Genomic DNA, 14400 nt, shown 5'->3' on the forward strand with positions numbered 1-14400 from the left:
TGAAGGACAAAGTATGAGGAAATCGGAAACAGATCAAACCGCCGCCGGGGAAAGAGCAGCACTAAATCTTTTGGTGGTAGAAGATAATTACGATGATATGGAATATGTATGTGATAGTTTGAAAGAACTGGACACGGGGCTGAACATTTATAAAGCGGGAAAAGCCTTTAAAGCGCTGGAAATGATCCACGAAAGCCAGATCGACCTTGTTCTGCTGGATGTGGAACTTCCGGATATGAACGGATTTTCTCTGGCCAACCGAATCAGAAATATGGAAGAAGGTTCGCTGCTGCCAATCGTATTCATTACAGGGACCGACGCCAACCCGCTGATGGCCCACAGAAAATACCACTGCTATGATTATATTAAAAAACCCTTTATGCGGAGCACCTTCAATCAGGTGATGAAACCTCTGCTTAAAGGGCTCGCCCGGCAAAAGAACAGAAATAGTAGGCCGGCTTTGGAGAAAGAGAAAGTTGTTTTTCTCGAAACAAAAGAAGATATTTTTATCGTAAAATACGATGATATTTTATTCGCAGAAATAAGCGGGAGGACGATCACTGTCTATCTGGCGGATCGAACGATAAGCGGCGTCAAAATGAAATTTGACGCTTTTATCGAAACGGTAGATTCGCCTGATTTCCTGCGATGCCATAAATCCTATGCGGTGAATATCCGGAAAGTTGATCAAATTAAAAAGATCGATTACCGGTCCTGGGATATCCTTTTTAAAGATATCAAACAAACAGACAGCACGAAATGCATGCTGTCAAAGACTTATAAGGACAGTGTTTTTGCTGCAATAAATGACAGAAAGGATGATGAAGGATGATCGACCTTTCTGTCAGCTGGTGCATTTATTGGCTGCGCTCCTTTTTAGAAGTGTTGTCCATCTTCAGTTTCAGCAGCATCCTTGGCGGGGAAGGCCGGATAAAAGTCAGGACCCTGCTGCTAGGGAGCCTGTGCGTATCATTTCTTGTTTCTGTTTTGGACTATTTTGAAGCTTCTTTTATCCCTGTCATTTTTTTATTTCTATGCGTAGTTATGCTCAAACTATCATCACCGGCAAAGCTTTCTGAGCTGGTGGGCAATTTAATATTTGGGACTGCCGCCACCTTTTTACTGGAATTGATTGTTACAGGCATCCTCTGGCTCCTTGGCAGAAATTATGACATGGAGGGAATTTCCTATGTCATGTCGGGCCTTCTTGCCATAATAATCCTCTGCAACTTGATTCTGCATACGGATAACCGTCTTGCCAGGAAAGTCAGCGCCACCCTGCAGAACAAACGAAACTATGTCATGATCGTCTCCATAAGCATGGCTGTCCCCATCGTGATGCTGTCAAATATATTTTTAGACAACTCGATGATGTTCTGGGAAGGGTATTATAAAACCTCGTTTTTAGCTGTTCTCTACTTTATCATGAATTTGTTTTTGATCAAATATTTTGTGGATATTTTACATAAAGAGAAGGAAATCAAAGTCATTCGTGAGTACGGGGAGCATTTGAAAGACTTGGCGGAAGAGCTGAATAAACGGGAGCATGAGTACAAAAACCAACTCAATGCAATCATCGGCATCGCAGAAAGAAACGGCCCTGAATGCAGGGAGCAGATTATTGAATACGCGGAAAGCATCACTGAGGCAAATAAAAGCCGCAAAAGCCGAAGAAGCATTATCAGCGATAATTCCGTTGTTGCCGCGTATATTCTGAAAATGTCACGAATTGCCAAAGACCGCGATATCAAGTTTGATTACTATATAACAAGGCCTTTTCCCGTCTATGATCTGTCCGAAAGCGAGCTGAACCAACTGTTGGCAAACCTTTTAAACAACGCCTTTGAAGCGGCAGAAGAATTAACGGGATATAAAAGGTATGCAGCAATTTGTCTGGAAGAGGACTACCTAGAAGTAACCAACTATGTAAAGGATGATTTCAGCAAAAGCATGATAAAGAAAGCAACTAAACAGGGGTTCAGCACAAAGGGCCGCAATCGAGGCTACGGGATGGCCAATATTTGGAATATTGTGAAAAGGCGTAATCTTACGTTGGAATCTTACTTGGAGGATGATTTACTTACCTTTATGATCCGCATGAAATGATGTATTTATTGATGAAATGTGATTTTTAAATTAGAATCAACATTTAAAAGCGCAATGTATCATCATATGAAAGAAATATTGTCAAAAAATTTTGAAAGCTCTATAATCCTATTGTGTTTTAAATATATTGTCAGGAGGTTAGAGCTATGTCGGAAGTTCAAAAAAAGATGGCAGCTGAAGTGGGAGATCATGGGCTGAAGAAACATGACATAAAAGTTTCGACGGTGGTATTTATGATTTTTTGCTTAGTGGCTGCCGGGTGCTATGGAATTGAGGAAATCATTCCCGCCTGCGGTCCGGGCTTGACGATTGTAATCCTTTGTGTTCTGCCTTTGATTTGGGCGCTGCCCTTTAGTCTTGTGGCATCGGAGCTGGGTTCGGCCAGGCCCCAGGAAGGCGGGTATTACAAATGGGTACAGGAAGCCCTTGGAGAATTTTGGGGGTTTCAAGCAGGTTGGTGGAGGACGGTTTCGATTTATATTGATATGGTTTCTTATGTGGTGCTGGCCGGCGGCTATGCCTCTTCACAATGGAATTTCAGCAGGCCGGAAGAATTTTTATTGAAAGCCACAATCATTCTTGTTTTCGTTTATATCAATATCCGAGGTGTGAAAGATATCGGAGTTGTAAGCACGATCCTGTCCATTCTGGTCATGGCAGCCTTTGGACTGGTTGCGATCTGTGGATTCCTCCATTGGGGAGAGGGAACCGACGTTTCCTTCCAGATGACGGCCACAGAAACAAACGGTATCAGCGATTGGTTTTTCCTGATTGCCGGAGGCATTTCCATCGGCATGTGGATGTATTCGGGCTATGAATCCATGTCAACCATTGCGGGAGAAGTTTCCAATCCACAGGTCATTCCCAAGGCAACCTTGATTACAGTGCCGCTGATCGCGGCCGTTTATATCATCCCTACGATTGCCAGCCTGGGTTCGCTGGGACAGTGGCAAAACTGGACACCTGACGGCGACGGCGTCGGATACGGTGATGTGGTGGCGACTTTCTGGGGACCGGCCTTTGGTGTAATTTTCGTCATCATTGCCATTTTAGCCCAGTGTTCCATTTTCAATACATACATCGCATCCGGGTCGAGGGGATTTTTCTCTTTGGCAGATGACTATCTCGCCCCGCAGATACTGGTCAAATGTGACAAAAAGCATGGCGTTCCATATGTTGCGATCTCGACCGTTGCTGTTGTGTGCCTGCTTCTGTGCATGCTGCCCTTTGGTTTTATTATCATATTGGACGTGACCATGCTGGTAGCATCCTATATCCTGGTTTATATCTCTGCAATTGTATTGAGAAAGAAAATCCCCCAGGAAGACTATAAATTCAAGATTCCGGGCGGATCGGGATTATTGGCGGTCATCTGTATCGTGCCGATTTGCGTCGCTGTGTTCTCCTTCTTTATAAACGGGTCTGATTGTTATCTGGCCGGCGCCATTGGAATGGTGTCAGGAACGATTCTGTACTACATTTGGAGAAGGCGGTACGGCGGGCTCACCAAGAAAAATCCCCAGCTGTTCCCGGCAAACAAAAAGACCAAGCTGGCTGTCGGTGATACGAGAAAGATAACCTTTATGCTTCTGTTGTTATCCATCTTCAATGTGATTGCCTGTTTCTTCATGCCTTGGTATGAGAACGGCTGGGAAGCCGGCGACTATTTCGATGGAATGCTGCCGGATGCCAATGTGGATACGATTACCACGATTATCGATACAGGTCTTCACGTATTTACAGCAGTATGCGCCATTGCGACCGTAGTATTCTTCGTTATTTCTAAGAAGGTAGAGCCACAGAGAAAGTAAAGAGGGCAACAAATTTTTTTGAAAATTCAAAGACCATGAAGCTATATTAGAAAGCTCATGGTCTTTTTTACAAAAGAATGCTGGCATAAATGGGGATCGTTACCAAGCTGATCAGCGTGGACAGGCTCACCAGATTGGAAGCGTACTCTCCCTCCAGATCGTAATATTCCGCCATGATCGCGGTCTGTGCGTGGCATGGCAAGGAGGCGGTGAGAATGAACACCTTCAGCGGCAGCCCATAGATGCCCAGCAGGGAGAAGGCTCCCCAGATGATCAACGGGTGAAGGATGAATTTCCCCAACAGAATGACCACTTGGTCCTTGGTGACTTTGGCCACGCCCCGCGACACGGACTTGGCGAGATTGGAGCCGATGACCAAAAGGGAAAGGGGCACGCAGATATCTCCAAGATAGGTGAGGGACGTCTCCAGAATCACAGGAAGATGCCATTCCATTTCCACCAATAAGCATCCGATCAAAACGCCGATCAGGCCAGGGCTGAAAATCTTTTTTGCGGAAAAAGATTTTCCACCCATATTAGATGCTTTACATAATGTATAGGCGCCTAAGCTCCAGAAGAGAACGATGGTCACCAGATAAAAGGTGAACAGATAGGGCAGCCCCTCATGGCCGAAGACGATTTGGTTGATAGGCAGACCGATAAACATGGTATTGTTGAAGGTAAAGGTCGTTTCAAAGACTGCCCGTTTTTTTGGAGGCAGTTTTAACAATCTGGACAGAAGTTTCCCCAAAACGTACATAAAAAACAGGCTGGCGGCGATTATGAGCAGGTTCCAGAATGCCGCCCGCAGCATGTCGGGCGTAAAACGGTTCTCAATGCTGACAATAGCAAGGGAAGGGGCTGCGATCTGTACGACCGTGGTAGAGAATACTTTATTGGTGTTATCGGGCCACTTTTTTCTTTTTGTAAAATAAAAGCCCACGCCTAAAATAATAAATACAACTAATACACTGATAATTCCATTTAACAAAGTTGTCACCTCACAATTTGGGATACGGTATCATCTCATCTTTTTTTTGAATTTCTCGCATGAAAATCTTTTAAAACATTGTACATGGTTTTTTCCATCAATGGATCCAGCCCCATGGCGGAAGGATCCAGCTTATTTAAATTTTTTCCGATCAGTTCCGGGAAGGGAACCACTTTTGCAGGTTTGAAAATAAATGCGGCTTTCAGAATGCGGGCATCTACGATGGTGCCGGAATTTGTGGCCGCAGCAAAGGCGATTCTCCTGGTCCGCGGGAAGCCGGCGTTCTTTCCGCTGTACAGGCGGTCCGCTTTTTCTCCCAATTCGTGGACCACTTTGTTGAGTTTGATGGTCTGCATGTAGGTAAAGTATCCTGCTATAATCCAGATTACGCCGATAATAATTAAAATATTTGATAGTAGAGTAGTTGTCATGATCATCCATCCTTTCTTTCATCGATCACAAAATATTTATATGTATGTATTACAAGAGTCTGAAATCGTCAATGTTAATCTTATATTTCTTAATCCTTCGATATAGCGTTCTTTTGGGTATGCCCAGACGTATGGAAGGCTTGGAAACATTGCCCCGTTCAGCTCGAAGAGCCTCTACCAGCAGGTCGTAAGTTTTGTTTTCGCCGGGCGGCTGTTCCTTCTGAAGTTCAGTATCTGATGATACCTCAAGGGAAGGAGCATCTTCATAAGACGTAATGGCTGCCGGTAGATCATTGAGGGTGATCTCTCCCGTCTGTGTCAGATTGACCGCCCGCTCGATCACATTTTCCAGCTCCCGGATGTTCCCTGGCCAAGAGTAGCTTGTCAGCGCTTTTTTTACGTTGGAGTCCAGTATGACGGCCTGCTTTCCCAGAATCTTATTTTGCTGGTTTATGAAATGATCAGCCAATGGCAGAATGTCTTCCGGCCTTTTTCTCAGAGGGGGAATTTGAATGGACAGTACATCCAGACGATAATATAAATCATCGCGAAACTCTTTTTTCTGTACGGATTTATAGAGATCCACATTGGTTGCCGCGATAATCCGCACATCAATCTGTTTCTTTTGCTTTCCACCAATCCTTACAATTTCTTTGGTCTGCAGAACGCGGAGCAGCGAGGCCTGCAGGTCCAGCGGCATATCGCCAATCTCATCAAGAAAGATTGTGCCACCGTCAGCCAGTTCGAATTTTCCAGGATGACCTTCTCTGCTGGCTCCGGTGAAAGCGCCCTTTTCGTAGCCAAACAATTCGCTTTCCACTAAACCTTTCGGCAGGGAGCCGCAGTTGATGGCGATAAACGGTCCGTTGGCCCGCTGGCTGGCGTTGTGGATCGAGTGTGCCAAAAGTTCTTTCCCTGTACCGCTTTCTCCCAGGATCAGCACATTGGAAGTACTTCCTGCCGCCGCCTGGGCGACGCCTTTTACCGCTGTAATCGCTTGGGAATCACCCAGGATGGAATTAAAGGTGTAGGTTGCGGAAAAGCCGCTTATCTTATTTACCAATTTATGAATTCGTTTCAGCTCATCTATGACCAGTACAGTGCCGGTTCGTTCCTGCTGGTCGTTGTTGACACAGGATGCGGATAAGGATAAAGAAAGCTTTCTTCCGGCCTTGGTGATCAGTGTTACCTCATTGTTTTGAAAATCCCTCTCAATTCGTGTCAGATCAATGCCTGAACTCTCCATGTTTATGATATCTGAAATATTCTTGTGGGCAAGGGAACTGTATTCCAGGCCGAGGATATCGCAGGCGCGTTTGTTATTCTGTGTAATGATCCCCAGGTTATCGATCATGATGATTCCAGAGGAGATGGATTGTATGGTGCTGGACATCTGGTTATTGATGACTGCAATTTTTTCGTAAGCCTTTTTCATCTTAATTTCTTTTTCAATCCCATCGGTAGAAGCGCTGACCATGGCCAGTGTGTGGGTGTGGGGCAGGTCAAAGGGCCCCACCACATCCAGACATCCAATAATTTTCCCGGTTTCGTTTCGTATAGGCGCTGCGGAACAAAGATAATTGTGATGGGGTTTTATGTAATGCTCTGCGCCCCAGATCTGGATGGGATGACCGACGGTGAGACAGGTGCCGATGCCATTTGTACCCGCATATTGTTCGCTGCGGCAGCATCCCACAGTTAGTCCGCTCTTTTTTGTCCGGGCCTGGATCATGTTATCATCACCGACCAAGTCCAACACGTATCCGTTTGCATCGGTCAAGGCAAGGACAAAGTTTGTGCCTTTGACGAAGGTGTAGAGATGCTGGATATAGGGATGGGCGATTTGTATCAGATTGTCATTTTTCCTCAAAACCAAATTTAATTCTTCTGGAGAGAGTGTTTTGTTTTTTACTTCAAAGGGGTCAATTCCCTGCTTTTTTGACCGTTTCCACGACTCATAGATAAAATCACGAATCTGGGAGTCCGTATCCGGAAAAGGCACACCTTCTATTATATATTTGTGCCATTTTTGTTGTAACAGCGATTGATATTCCTTTGTAAATTCTGCCATGGCAATACCTCCATAAGCTCGCATTCAGTAGTATTCCAACGGTCCTCATTATACCATGCACAGCAGATAATAACAACGAAAATGTGTGTCATGAAAAGCATAATTTGGCACAAAAATTCAGTGTGGCACAAGGCGGCATGATTTGGCACAAATTGGCGTGGCGCACACCTACTGGAATTTTGAAAATTTAGAATGACAATCGGATATGGATACAAATATAGATAAAAGAAAAAATTTTGAAGAGCTTGAAATTTACAGAATTTAAAGCTCTTTTGGGTGCAGGGTAAACATTTTTTTCACAAATATGGCACGGCCTTTGCGTTACATAAGGGCGTGAACGGAAAACAAATACCGGCACAATTATATTCAATAACCATTATTTTAATAAAAAGGAGTGATAACAAATGCCAAGAGGAGGATACCAGGGTATCGACTGGGAATCTAACATCGATTATTCGAGAATGAAAAAAGAAAGGCTGGAAAGAGCCAAAAAGAGCATGAAAGAAAAAGGACTTTCCGCTATCATCTGCTACGACTTTGATAATATCCGCTACATTACAGGAACCCATATCGGGGAGTGGAATCGGGACAAGATGAACCGTTACTGCATCTTAATAGACGGCGTAGATCAGCCCTTCCTGTTCGACTCAGCGGCACCGTCCAAGCGGCTACGGGTAGACTGGCTGGACAAAGATCACATCATGCCGGCAGTGGGCTCTATGCGGGGCGGCATTCCCAAGGAAGTGGGCATGGTCGAGCAGGTGGTCGAAGAAGTGACCGGCTATCTGAGAGAGTATGGCGCTGATAAAGGCAAGGTGGGCATGGACATTACCGATATCCCGCTGATCCGCGGCTTTGAGTCAAAAGGCATCGAAATCGTAGACGGACAGGAGGCCATGGTGGATGCGAGAATCATCAAGACAGAAGATGAAATCCAGCTGCTCAAGCAGAGCGCGGCCATGGTGGATGCCGTATACTACGATATCGCAAAAGCCATCCGCCCGGGCGTTCTGGAAAACGAGCTGGTGGCCCTGGCCAACTACAAGCTGTTCAACTGGGGCGCGGAGCGAGTCATGTTTGTAAACAGCATCTCCGGAGAGCGGGGCAACCCCCATTCCCACACCTTCTCCAACCGTATGGTAAGACCGGGAGAAATTATCTACATGGATATCGGAAACTGTGTAAACGGATATATGACTTGTTACTACAGGACTTTCGTATGCGGCAAACCCAACGCGGACCAGAGAAAAGCTTACGAAAAAGCCCATAAGTGGATCTACGATGCCATCGGACAGATTAAAGCGGGAAATACAACAGCTGATGTGGCAAAGATGTTTCCGGCGGCAACCGACATGGGATTCAAGAACGAGGAAGAAGCCTTCCTGCTACAGTTCGCTCACGGAATCGGCCTGGGGCTTTGGGAAAAACCGGTCATCTCCAGACTGTTCTCACTGGACAAACCGTTTACATTGGAAGAAGGGATGACCTTCGCCATCGAGACCTGGTGCCCATCGGAAGACGGGTCAGGGTCGGCGAGAATTGAAGAAGAGATCGTAGTAAGAAAAGACGGAGCGGAAATCATCACCAAGTTCCCGTCGGAAGAGCTTACTTCCTGCGGACTTCCGGGATGTCAGTTCTTGTAAAACATTGTTAAATTAAAAAAAATAGATATAGGAGGATTTAAAAATGGCTAAAGTTGGTTGGATTGGACTGGGTAACATGGGTAACCCGATGAGCCAGAACCTGGTAAAGGCTGGACACGACGTAGTAGTATGGAACAGAACAAAATCAAAGGCTGATGAAGTTCTGGCAGCAGGTGCGACTTGGGCGGATTCCCCAAAAGAAGTTGCGGAAAAAGCGGATTTCATATTTACAATGGTAGCGGATGGACCTACGCTCCACGCAGTAGCATTTGGCGACAACGGCTATATCGCAGGTCTCTCGGCCGGAAAAATTGCCATTGATATGAGTACGGTATCCGTAGCGGAATCCGTAAAGGTAAACGAAGCAGTTGAAGCTGCAGGATGCAAACTGATCAGAGGACCTGTAACGGGAAGTACCGTTCTTGCTCAGAGCGCTACTTTAGGTATTCTGGCATCCGGAGACAAAGCTACATACGATAAGGTTCTGCCTTTGTTCGAATCTTTGGGCGCAAACCAGTTCTATGTTGGCGGCGCTGACGAAGCGAGAGTATTAAAGCTTGCAATCAATACCATGATCGCAACGACCATGCAGATGGAAGCTGAAGCAGTTGTACTCTGCGAAAAGGCTGGTCTGGACGTTGGGCAGGTTACAGAAGTAATCGCAGGTTCCGCGGTTGGTTCCGGCATCTGCAAATACAAAGCGTCTACCATCACCGAAGGTACATATCCTGCTGCCTTCAGCGTAAAACTGATGATGAAAGATTTGGACCTAGCTCTGGATGTGGCAAAACAGTACGGCGTTCCCATGCTCTCCACTTCTCTCACCAGACAGCAGCTGGCAGCGGCCGCGGCAACCGGAAGAGAAGAGAAAGACTTCGCGGTATTGACTGAGGTATTAGAAGACGCAAGCGGATATACAAGATAACGATTGGTTAATGAAAGAATTTTTATCGATTCAGGAGGTATTAAAATGTTTAAAGCTTATGTTCAGAATTACTATGATATGAGATCAATGTGTCCGGTACAGCACGTTGGAGCCCATTCCGCGCCTTTTGCAAATGCTGTAAAAATGGGATATGACCCAGCTGGTCCTGATTGGACATATCAATATTTCTCAACTTGTGAAATCGGCTATGGCGGAGCGGCCCTCAACGCGAACCACGGACCTGCGGACCACGTGTTCTACATCCTGGAAGGCGAAGGCTACTCCATGATCAACGGTAAGCGTTTTGCTTACAAAGCAGGGGATATCATGTGGACTCCGGGCAACGCTGACCACGAAATGTATCCTGATGGAACTGCAAACCTTAAGTTCCTGGTAACTCTTTGCCCCCGCGGATTTAAAGAATCTCAGCCATACATCAAGAACGTAAACGACGCGAAAGTTACAGAGCAGGAAGGCGTAACCTTCTTTACTCTGGCTGATGAAGAAATTACCGGATCTGCTACGCAGGAATTCCACATTGTCGATGTATACCCCGGCGCAAAGCTGACCCTGGACACTCCCAAGTCAGACGTGATCGCTTATATGTACAACGGTCAGTGCGTAGCTACAGTTAATGGCGAAAAGCTGGAAATGAACAGACAGGAAGATGCTGTTGTTATTCCCATGGGAGCAAAATGGGAGATTGAAAATGTCAGCAAGCAGTGCGTACGTTTCGCTCTGTCCCTGAGCCCTTGCCGTTAAGCGTCGAGTTGGGTTTGTAAACACAGAATAAATACATAGATATGGCGCATAAATGGAGATTCACGGCAAAACCTTTTGAAATTTATGCGCCTGCCTATGTTCGCAATTATACGATTCATTTAATTAGTGGGAGGATTTTTCATATGCAATATGGAGTAATCATTGCAGTAGTCATTTATGAATTAGCAGTAATACTTGGCTGTGCTGCATTTCTGAAGGTAAAAGAAAAAAAGGCTGCTGTTGCCGGCGCAAGTGAAGCGGATTTCGCGCTGGGCGGCAGAAATATGGGCGTGCTGACCCTGGCACCGACCATTGCGCTGACCGTATTGGGTTCTGCGCACATCACGGGTGTTTTCGAAATGTCTTACGGCATGGGCGCCATCGCCATCTGGTTCAGTCTGGCGCATGTAATCATGATCGTCGTGGCTTGCTTTGGTACTGGCCTTTGGGTACGCAGATTGGGTGTCACCACGGTTCCGCAGGCCATCAAAGATATGTACGGCCCCGGAGTTGCTATTGCCATCAGCTGTGTAATGGCCGGTCAGGTTTGGGGCGTGCTGACCCTGGAATGCCAGGGCCTGGGGATCGTTGTATCATCCCTCACCGGATGGTCCATTGAGAAGGCTGTAATCCTGGGCGGTGTTCTGGGTATCCTGTATGTAGTATTTGCTGGAATGAAACAGGTCGGCGCTGTCAATGTGATCAACGCCACCGTTATGTACATTGGCCTGATCATCGCTACCATTTTCGTGGCTGCGAAAATGCCGGGCGGAGACTTTGACTTTATCAAAGAAGCGCTGCCATCTTCCGAAGGAGGAGCTGATTTCATGCTCAGCATCTTTGGCAACGCTGACCTGATGATTACCTTTGCCGTGGGTAATATTATCGCCGTAACATTCTGTCAGTCCATTTCACAGATGCTGATGCAGACCATGATGTCAGCAAAGAATGAAAAAACCATCAAAAAGTCCGTATGGATCGCGGCTCCGTTAAATGGTATGTTCGGTGTATTTGCTGTAATCCTTGGCCTGGCTGCAAGATCCATTCCAGAATACGCCGAATACGGCGCAAAGCTGGCCGCTACCAACATGTTAGTAGACTTGCTGCCGATGTGGCTGGCCGCACTGCTTTTGGCCGCGCTGCTCGCTGCGATTCTGTCAACCTTTGCCATGACTTCTCTGACAACAGCTACAATCTGGGTACATGATATTTACAAAGGTTATATCAATCCGGATGCAAGCGAAAAGAAACTGGCAAATATGACAAGAGTCATGATCGTGGTTTTCGCCATCGCGGCACTCTGCATTTCCATCGCTCTGCCGACCATTCTGGATGCAATCAACTGGGTATTCGCATGGATCGTACCGGTATTCTTCATCGTAGTGTTCGGACTCTTCTGGAAGAGGAACAGCAAGGTTGCCGGCACTGCCCTGGCGGTATCCTGGATCCTCAACGTATTCTGGTCACTGACGCCTCTGCCTGTTGCAATTGGCGGTATTATCGGCGGCCTTACCAATCCGTATGTTACATTGATCGTATCCGTAGTAATCCTTGTGATCGGAAATCTGACTTGCAAGGGAGAACCGGGATATTTCAAAGCAAAAGGCATTGTGCCGGAGGACTAAGGAGGTATTAGAATATGTTTTTTCAGCTATTTATCAGTACGTTAATTACCATTCTGGTTTGCTGCGCAGTTGGGCAGATTGTCTCCACTGCGACTCATAAAGCCAGCAAAGCGAAGAAATAAAGGAGGAATATCATGGGTGTAGCTCAGGTATACATGTTAGGTGTTATGGGAGTTATGATTTTCTTTGGAATCAGCGCGTTCATCGGCTTCCAGAAAGCAAAAGAACGAAAAGAGAATAAGTAGTTACCATACATAGAAAAGGGGGGCTGTCACATTCGTGTGAACCGCCCCCTGTTAAGTAGACAGATAAAAAAAAGATTTCTATCTCCAGCCGTAGTTGTTCGGCTGGAGATATTTTTATGCAGCTATTGTTTGCAGGTAGTGCCTGTATTCTAAAGGCGTCATGCAGTTGAGTCGTTTTTGATATCGTGAGCCATTATAGTAATCTATATACTCGGTTACTACCTGTTTTAGTTCTTCATAGGTATGAAACGTTTTTAAGTAATACATTTCAGATTTTAGCATCCCCCAGAAGCCTTCCATTGGACCATTACCAATGCAGCGAGACACTCTGGACATACTCTGGGTTATACCGGCATTATCCAACTTTTTCTTAAATGATTTTGAGGTATACTGGTATCCACGATCACTGTGAAAAATCGGTTTTGCGTCCGGGTACTGCTCATGGGCAAGGTCAAAGGTCTCGAATACCAGCGCATGGTTATTAGAATGACCTATCACAAATGAACCAATGCTCTTATCACCCAAATCCAATCTAGCACTTAAATACGCCTTGCTGCTGACACCATATTTCATTTCCGTTACATCGGTAAGCCATTTCTCTCTGAAATTTTCAGACGTAAATTCCCGGTTCAACACATTTTCTGCAGTAACATGTGGCGTCGATTTAATATAATTTTTCCTGTTTCTGCGGCATATGGATCTCAAACCTAAAATCCCACTCTTTTCCTCATAAGCTTCTTTTATCAGTGGCAGAAGCTGCCCGTTAAACCGCTCGTTTTTGCTCTCCTTACGATTTAACCACTTATAATATGCGGAACGTGGAATGCCTGAAAAAACACATAATTCAGAAATAGAACAGCCTGTTTCGTCATGTGTCTCCTGCATTGCCAAATAAATCGTCTCATTCTGTATCTGGCTTAAAACCGCCTCCTTTCTATTTCGTCGAGTTTTTTAAGAATGCCATCTCTATTCCTGACGCTTATTTTGAGCCTTTAAAAGCCTGTTTTCCGCACGGAGTTTTTCCAGCTCTGTCATTTTCCGTTTCTGGCTTTGTTCGCCCACGTTTATCCGTCAATGCCTCTGCTCCCCGGGTCTCATATTTTTTTACCTAGGAATCGATTTGCTGATAGGTATCAACGGTCAACTGGTAATCCTTTTGATTCTCTATACAAAAAGAAACCTTTTCTATTCTTGCCTCATATGTTGTTTTGCGTCCCTTTGTCATGATTGTAGTTCCTCCCGTTCCAGCGCCTCGAATCGTACTACACTCATTATACTGCAAAACCCACTTTCTGATAGTATCAAAAGAAGGGATATTATAGCGGACACAAAGTTCTGCATAGCTGCCTTCACCAGCCAGATAACCGCATATCACTTCCTGTTTAAAAGATTTGCTATAATGCTTCTTTGTATGGTTTGGAAGAAGCGCCGCATCTCCTCCGGCGTTATATTTTGCAATCTACTTGCGGACACTGGTGTCTCCGACACCATACTTTCGTGCGATATCCCGTAAAGACATTGCTCCCTGTAAATGCTCATGGACAGCTCTGAGCTTCTCCTCCTGTGACAGGGAGGAGGTCAGAGGCTTTTTGTCAAAGGTCATTTCCCCATCTATCTTGTAACGATCAACCCATCTTCGGATACTGGTATCTGTAACTCCATATTTATCTGCAATGGAGTAGGTGCTGCCTTTCCCTGAAAGATATTCCTTTACCGCCCAAAGTTTTTGTTCTGGTAATAGTTCTTTTACTTTTTCAGACATAAAATATGCTCCCACCTAAGTGACAAGT

General features: G+C 45.6%; 12 protein-coding genes. 7 read left to right on the forward strand and 5 right to left on the reverse strand.

Annotation, left to right across the window (positions count from 1 at the left end):
* Positions 1-13 precede the first annotated feature (13 nt).
* From NIA71_RS00900 to NIA71_RS00910, 3 genes are all read left to right on the forward strand, one after another.
* A complete protein-coding gene (locus NIA71_RS00900; RefSeq protein WP_148396638.1) occupies positions 14-832 on the forward strand; it encodes a LytR/AlgR family response regulator transcription factor in 819 nt (272 codons plus the stop codon).
* Positions 829-2106 carry a GHKL domain-containing protein gene (locus tag NIA71_RS00905; RefSeq protein ID WP_253019383.1) on the forward strand — a complete coding sequence of 426 codons (1278 nt, stop codon included), beginning with the start codon at positions 829-831 and terminating at the stop codon, positions 2104-2106. Before NIA71_RS00900 ends, NIA71_RS00905 begins: the two co-directional genes overlap by 4 nt.
* Before the next feature lie 146 nt (positions 2107-2252).
* Positions 2253-3917: an APC family permease gene (locus NIA71_RS00910; RefSeq protein ID WP_253019384.1), complete on the forward strand. Its 1665-nt coding sequence runs from the start codon at positions 2253-2255 to the stop codon at positions 3915-3917.
* Positions 3918-3984: 67 nt separating this feature from the next.
* Here NIA71_RS00910 and NIA71_RS00915 read toward each other — a convergent pair whose 3' ends face one another.
* From NIA71_RS00915 to NIA71_RS00925, 3 genes are read right to left on the reverse strand one after another with little or no spacing between them, the layout of a single operon-like run.
* On the reverse strand, positions 3985-4908 hold the full coding sequence (locus NIA71_RS00915; protein ID WP_253019385.1) for an AEC family transporter: 924 nt from the start codon (positions 4906-4908) through the stop codon (positions 3985-3987).
* 35 nt (positions 4909-4943) lie between these two features.
* Positions 4944-5339, reverse strand: coding sequence for a transcriptional regulator GutM (locus NIA71_RS00920; RefSeq protein WP_253019386.1), 396 nt, complete (start codon positions 5337-5339; stop codon positions 4944-4946).
* A 49-nt stretch (positions 5340-5388) separates the two neighbouring features.
* Positions 5389-7410, reverse strand: a complete 2022-nt coding sequence (locus NIA71_RS00925; RefSeq protein WP_253019387.1) for a sigma-54-dependent Fis family transcriptional regulator — start codon at positions 7408-7410, stop codon at positions 5389-5391.
* A 404-nt stretch (positions 7411-7814) separates the two neighbouring features.
* Between NIA71_RS00925 and NIA71_RS00930 the strand changes: the two genes are divergently transcribed.
* From NIA71_RS00930 to NIA71_RS00945, 4 genes are all read left to right on the forward strand, one after another.
* Positions 7815-9053, forward strand: a complete 1239-nt coding sequence (locus NIA71_RS00930; RefSeq protein ID WP_253019388.1) for a M24 family metallopeptidase — start codon at positions 7815-7817, stop codon at positions 9051-9053.
* A 43-nt stretch (positions 9054-9096) separates the two neighbouring features.
* Positions 9097-9978 carry an NAD(P)-dependent oxidoreductase gene (locus tag NIA71_RS00935; RefSeq protein ID WP_253019389.1) on the forward strand — a complete coding sequence of 294 codons (882 nt, stop codon included), beginning with the start codon at positions 9097-9099 and terminating at the stop codon, positions 9976-9978.
* 45 nt (positions 9979-10023) lie between these two features.
* Positions 10024-10740, forward strand: coding sequence for a cupin domain-containing protein (locus NIA71_RS00940; RefSeq protein WP_253019390.1), 717 nt, complete (start codon positions 10024-10026; stop codon positions 10738-10740).
* A 143-nt stretch (positions 10741-10883) separates the two neighbouring features.
* Positions 10884-12365 (forward strand): sodium:solute symporter family protein, encoded by a 1482-nt coding sequence (locus NIA71_RS00945; RefSeq protein ID WP_253019391.1) that lies wholly within the window; start codon positions 10884-10886, stop codon positions 12363-12365.
* A gap of 359 nt (positions 12366-12724) precedes the next feature.
* On the opposite strand, the gene NIA71_RS00950 is transcribed toward NIA71_RS00945, so the two are convergent.
* Positions 12725-13495, reverse strand: coding sequence for an IS3 family transposase (locus NIA71_RS00950; protein ID WP_253021264.1), 771 nt, complete (start codon positions 13493-13495; stop codon positions 12725-12727).
* A gap of 574 nt (positions 13496-14069) precedes the next feature.
* The gene (locus NIA71_RS00955) at positions 14070-14372 is read right to left on the reverse strand and encodes a transposase (RefSeq protein ID WP_253019392.1); all 303 of its coding nucleotides are present in this window, start codon (positions 14370-14372) and stop codon (positions 14070-14072) included.
* Positions 14373-14400: the final 28 nt, after the last annotated feature.

Source organism: Ihubacter massiliensis, from assembly GCF_024125305.1.
Lineage (GTDB): Bacteria > Bacillota > Clostridia > Peptostreptococcales > Anaerovoracaceae > Hominibacterium > Hominibacterium faecale.

Bases quoted from the DNA above. Each gene is read 5' to 3' on its own strand.
- NIA71_RS00900 (WP_148396638.1), top strand. From the start codon at position 14: ATGAGGAAATCGGAAACAGATCAAACCGCCGCCGGGGAAAGAGCAGCA.
- NIA71_RS00905 (WP_253019383.1), top strand. From the start codon at position 829: ATGATCGACCTTTCTGTCAGCTGGTGCATTTATTGGCTGCGCTCCTTT.
- NIA71_RS00910 (WP_253019384.1), top strand. From the start codon at position 2,253: ATGTCGGAAGTTCAAAAAAAGATGGCAGCTGAAGTGGGAGATCATGGG.
- NIA71_RS00920 (WP_253019386.1), bottom strand. From the start codon at position 5,339: ATGACAACTACTCTACTATCAAATATTTTAATTATTATCGGCGTAATC.
- NIA71_RS00925 (WP_253019387.1), bottom strand. From the start codon at position 7,410: ATGGCAGAATTTACAAAGGAATATCAATCGCTGTTACAACAAAAATGG.
- NIA71_RS00930 (WP_253019388.1), top strand. From the start codon at position 7,815: ATGCCAAGAGGAGGATACCAGGGTATCGACTGGGAATCTAACATCGAT.
- NIA71_RS00935 (WP_253019389.1), top strand. From the start codon at position 9,097: ATGGCTAAAGTTGGTTGGATTGGACTGGGTAACATGGGTAACCCGATG.
- NIA71_RS00940 (WP_253019390.1), top strand. From the start codon at position 10,024: ATGTTTAAAGCTTATGTTCAGAATTACTATGATATGAGATCAATGTGT.
- NIA71_RS00945 (WP_253019391.1), top strand. From the start codon at position 10,884: ATGCAATATGGAGTAATCATTGCAGTAGTCATTTATGAATTAGCAGTA.
- NIA71_RS00950 (WP_253021264.1), bottom strand. From the start codon at position 13,495: ATGCAGGAGACACATGACGAAACAGGCTGTTCTATTTCTGAATTATGT.
- NIA71_RS00955 (WP_253019392.1), bottom strand. From the start codon at position 14,372: ATGTCTGAAAAAGTAAAAGAACTATTACCAGAACAAAAACTTTGGGCG.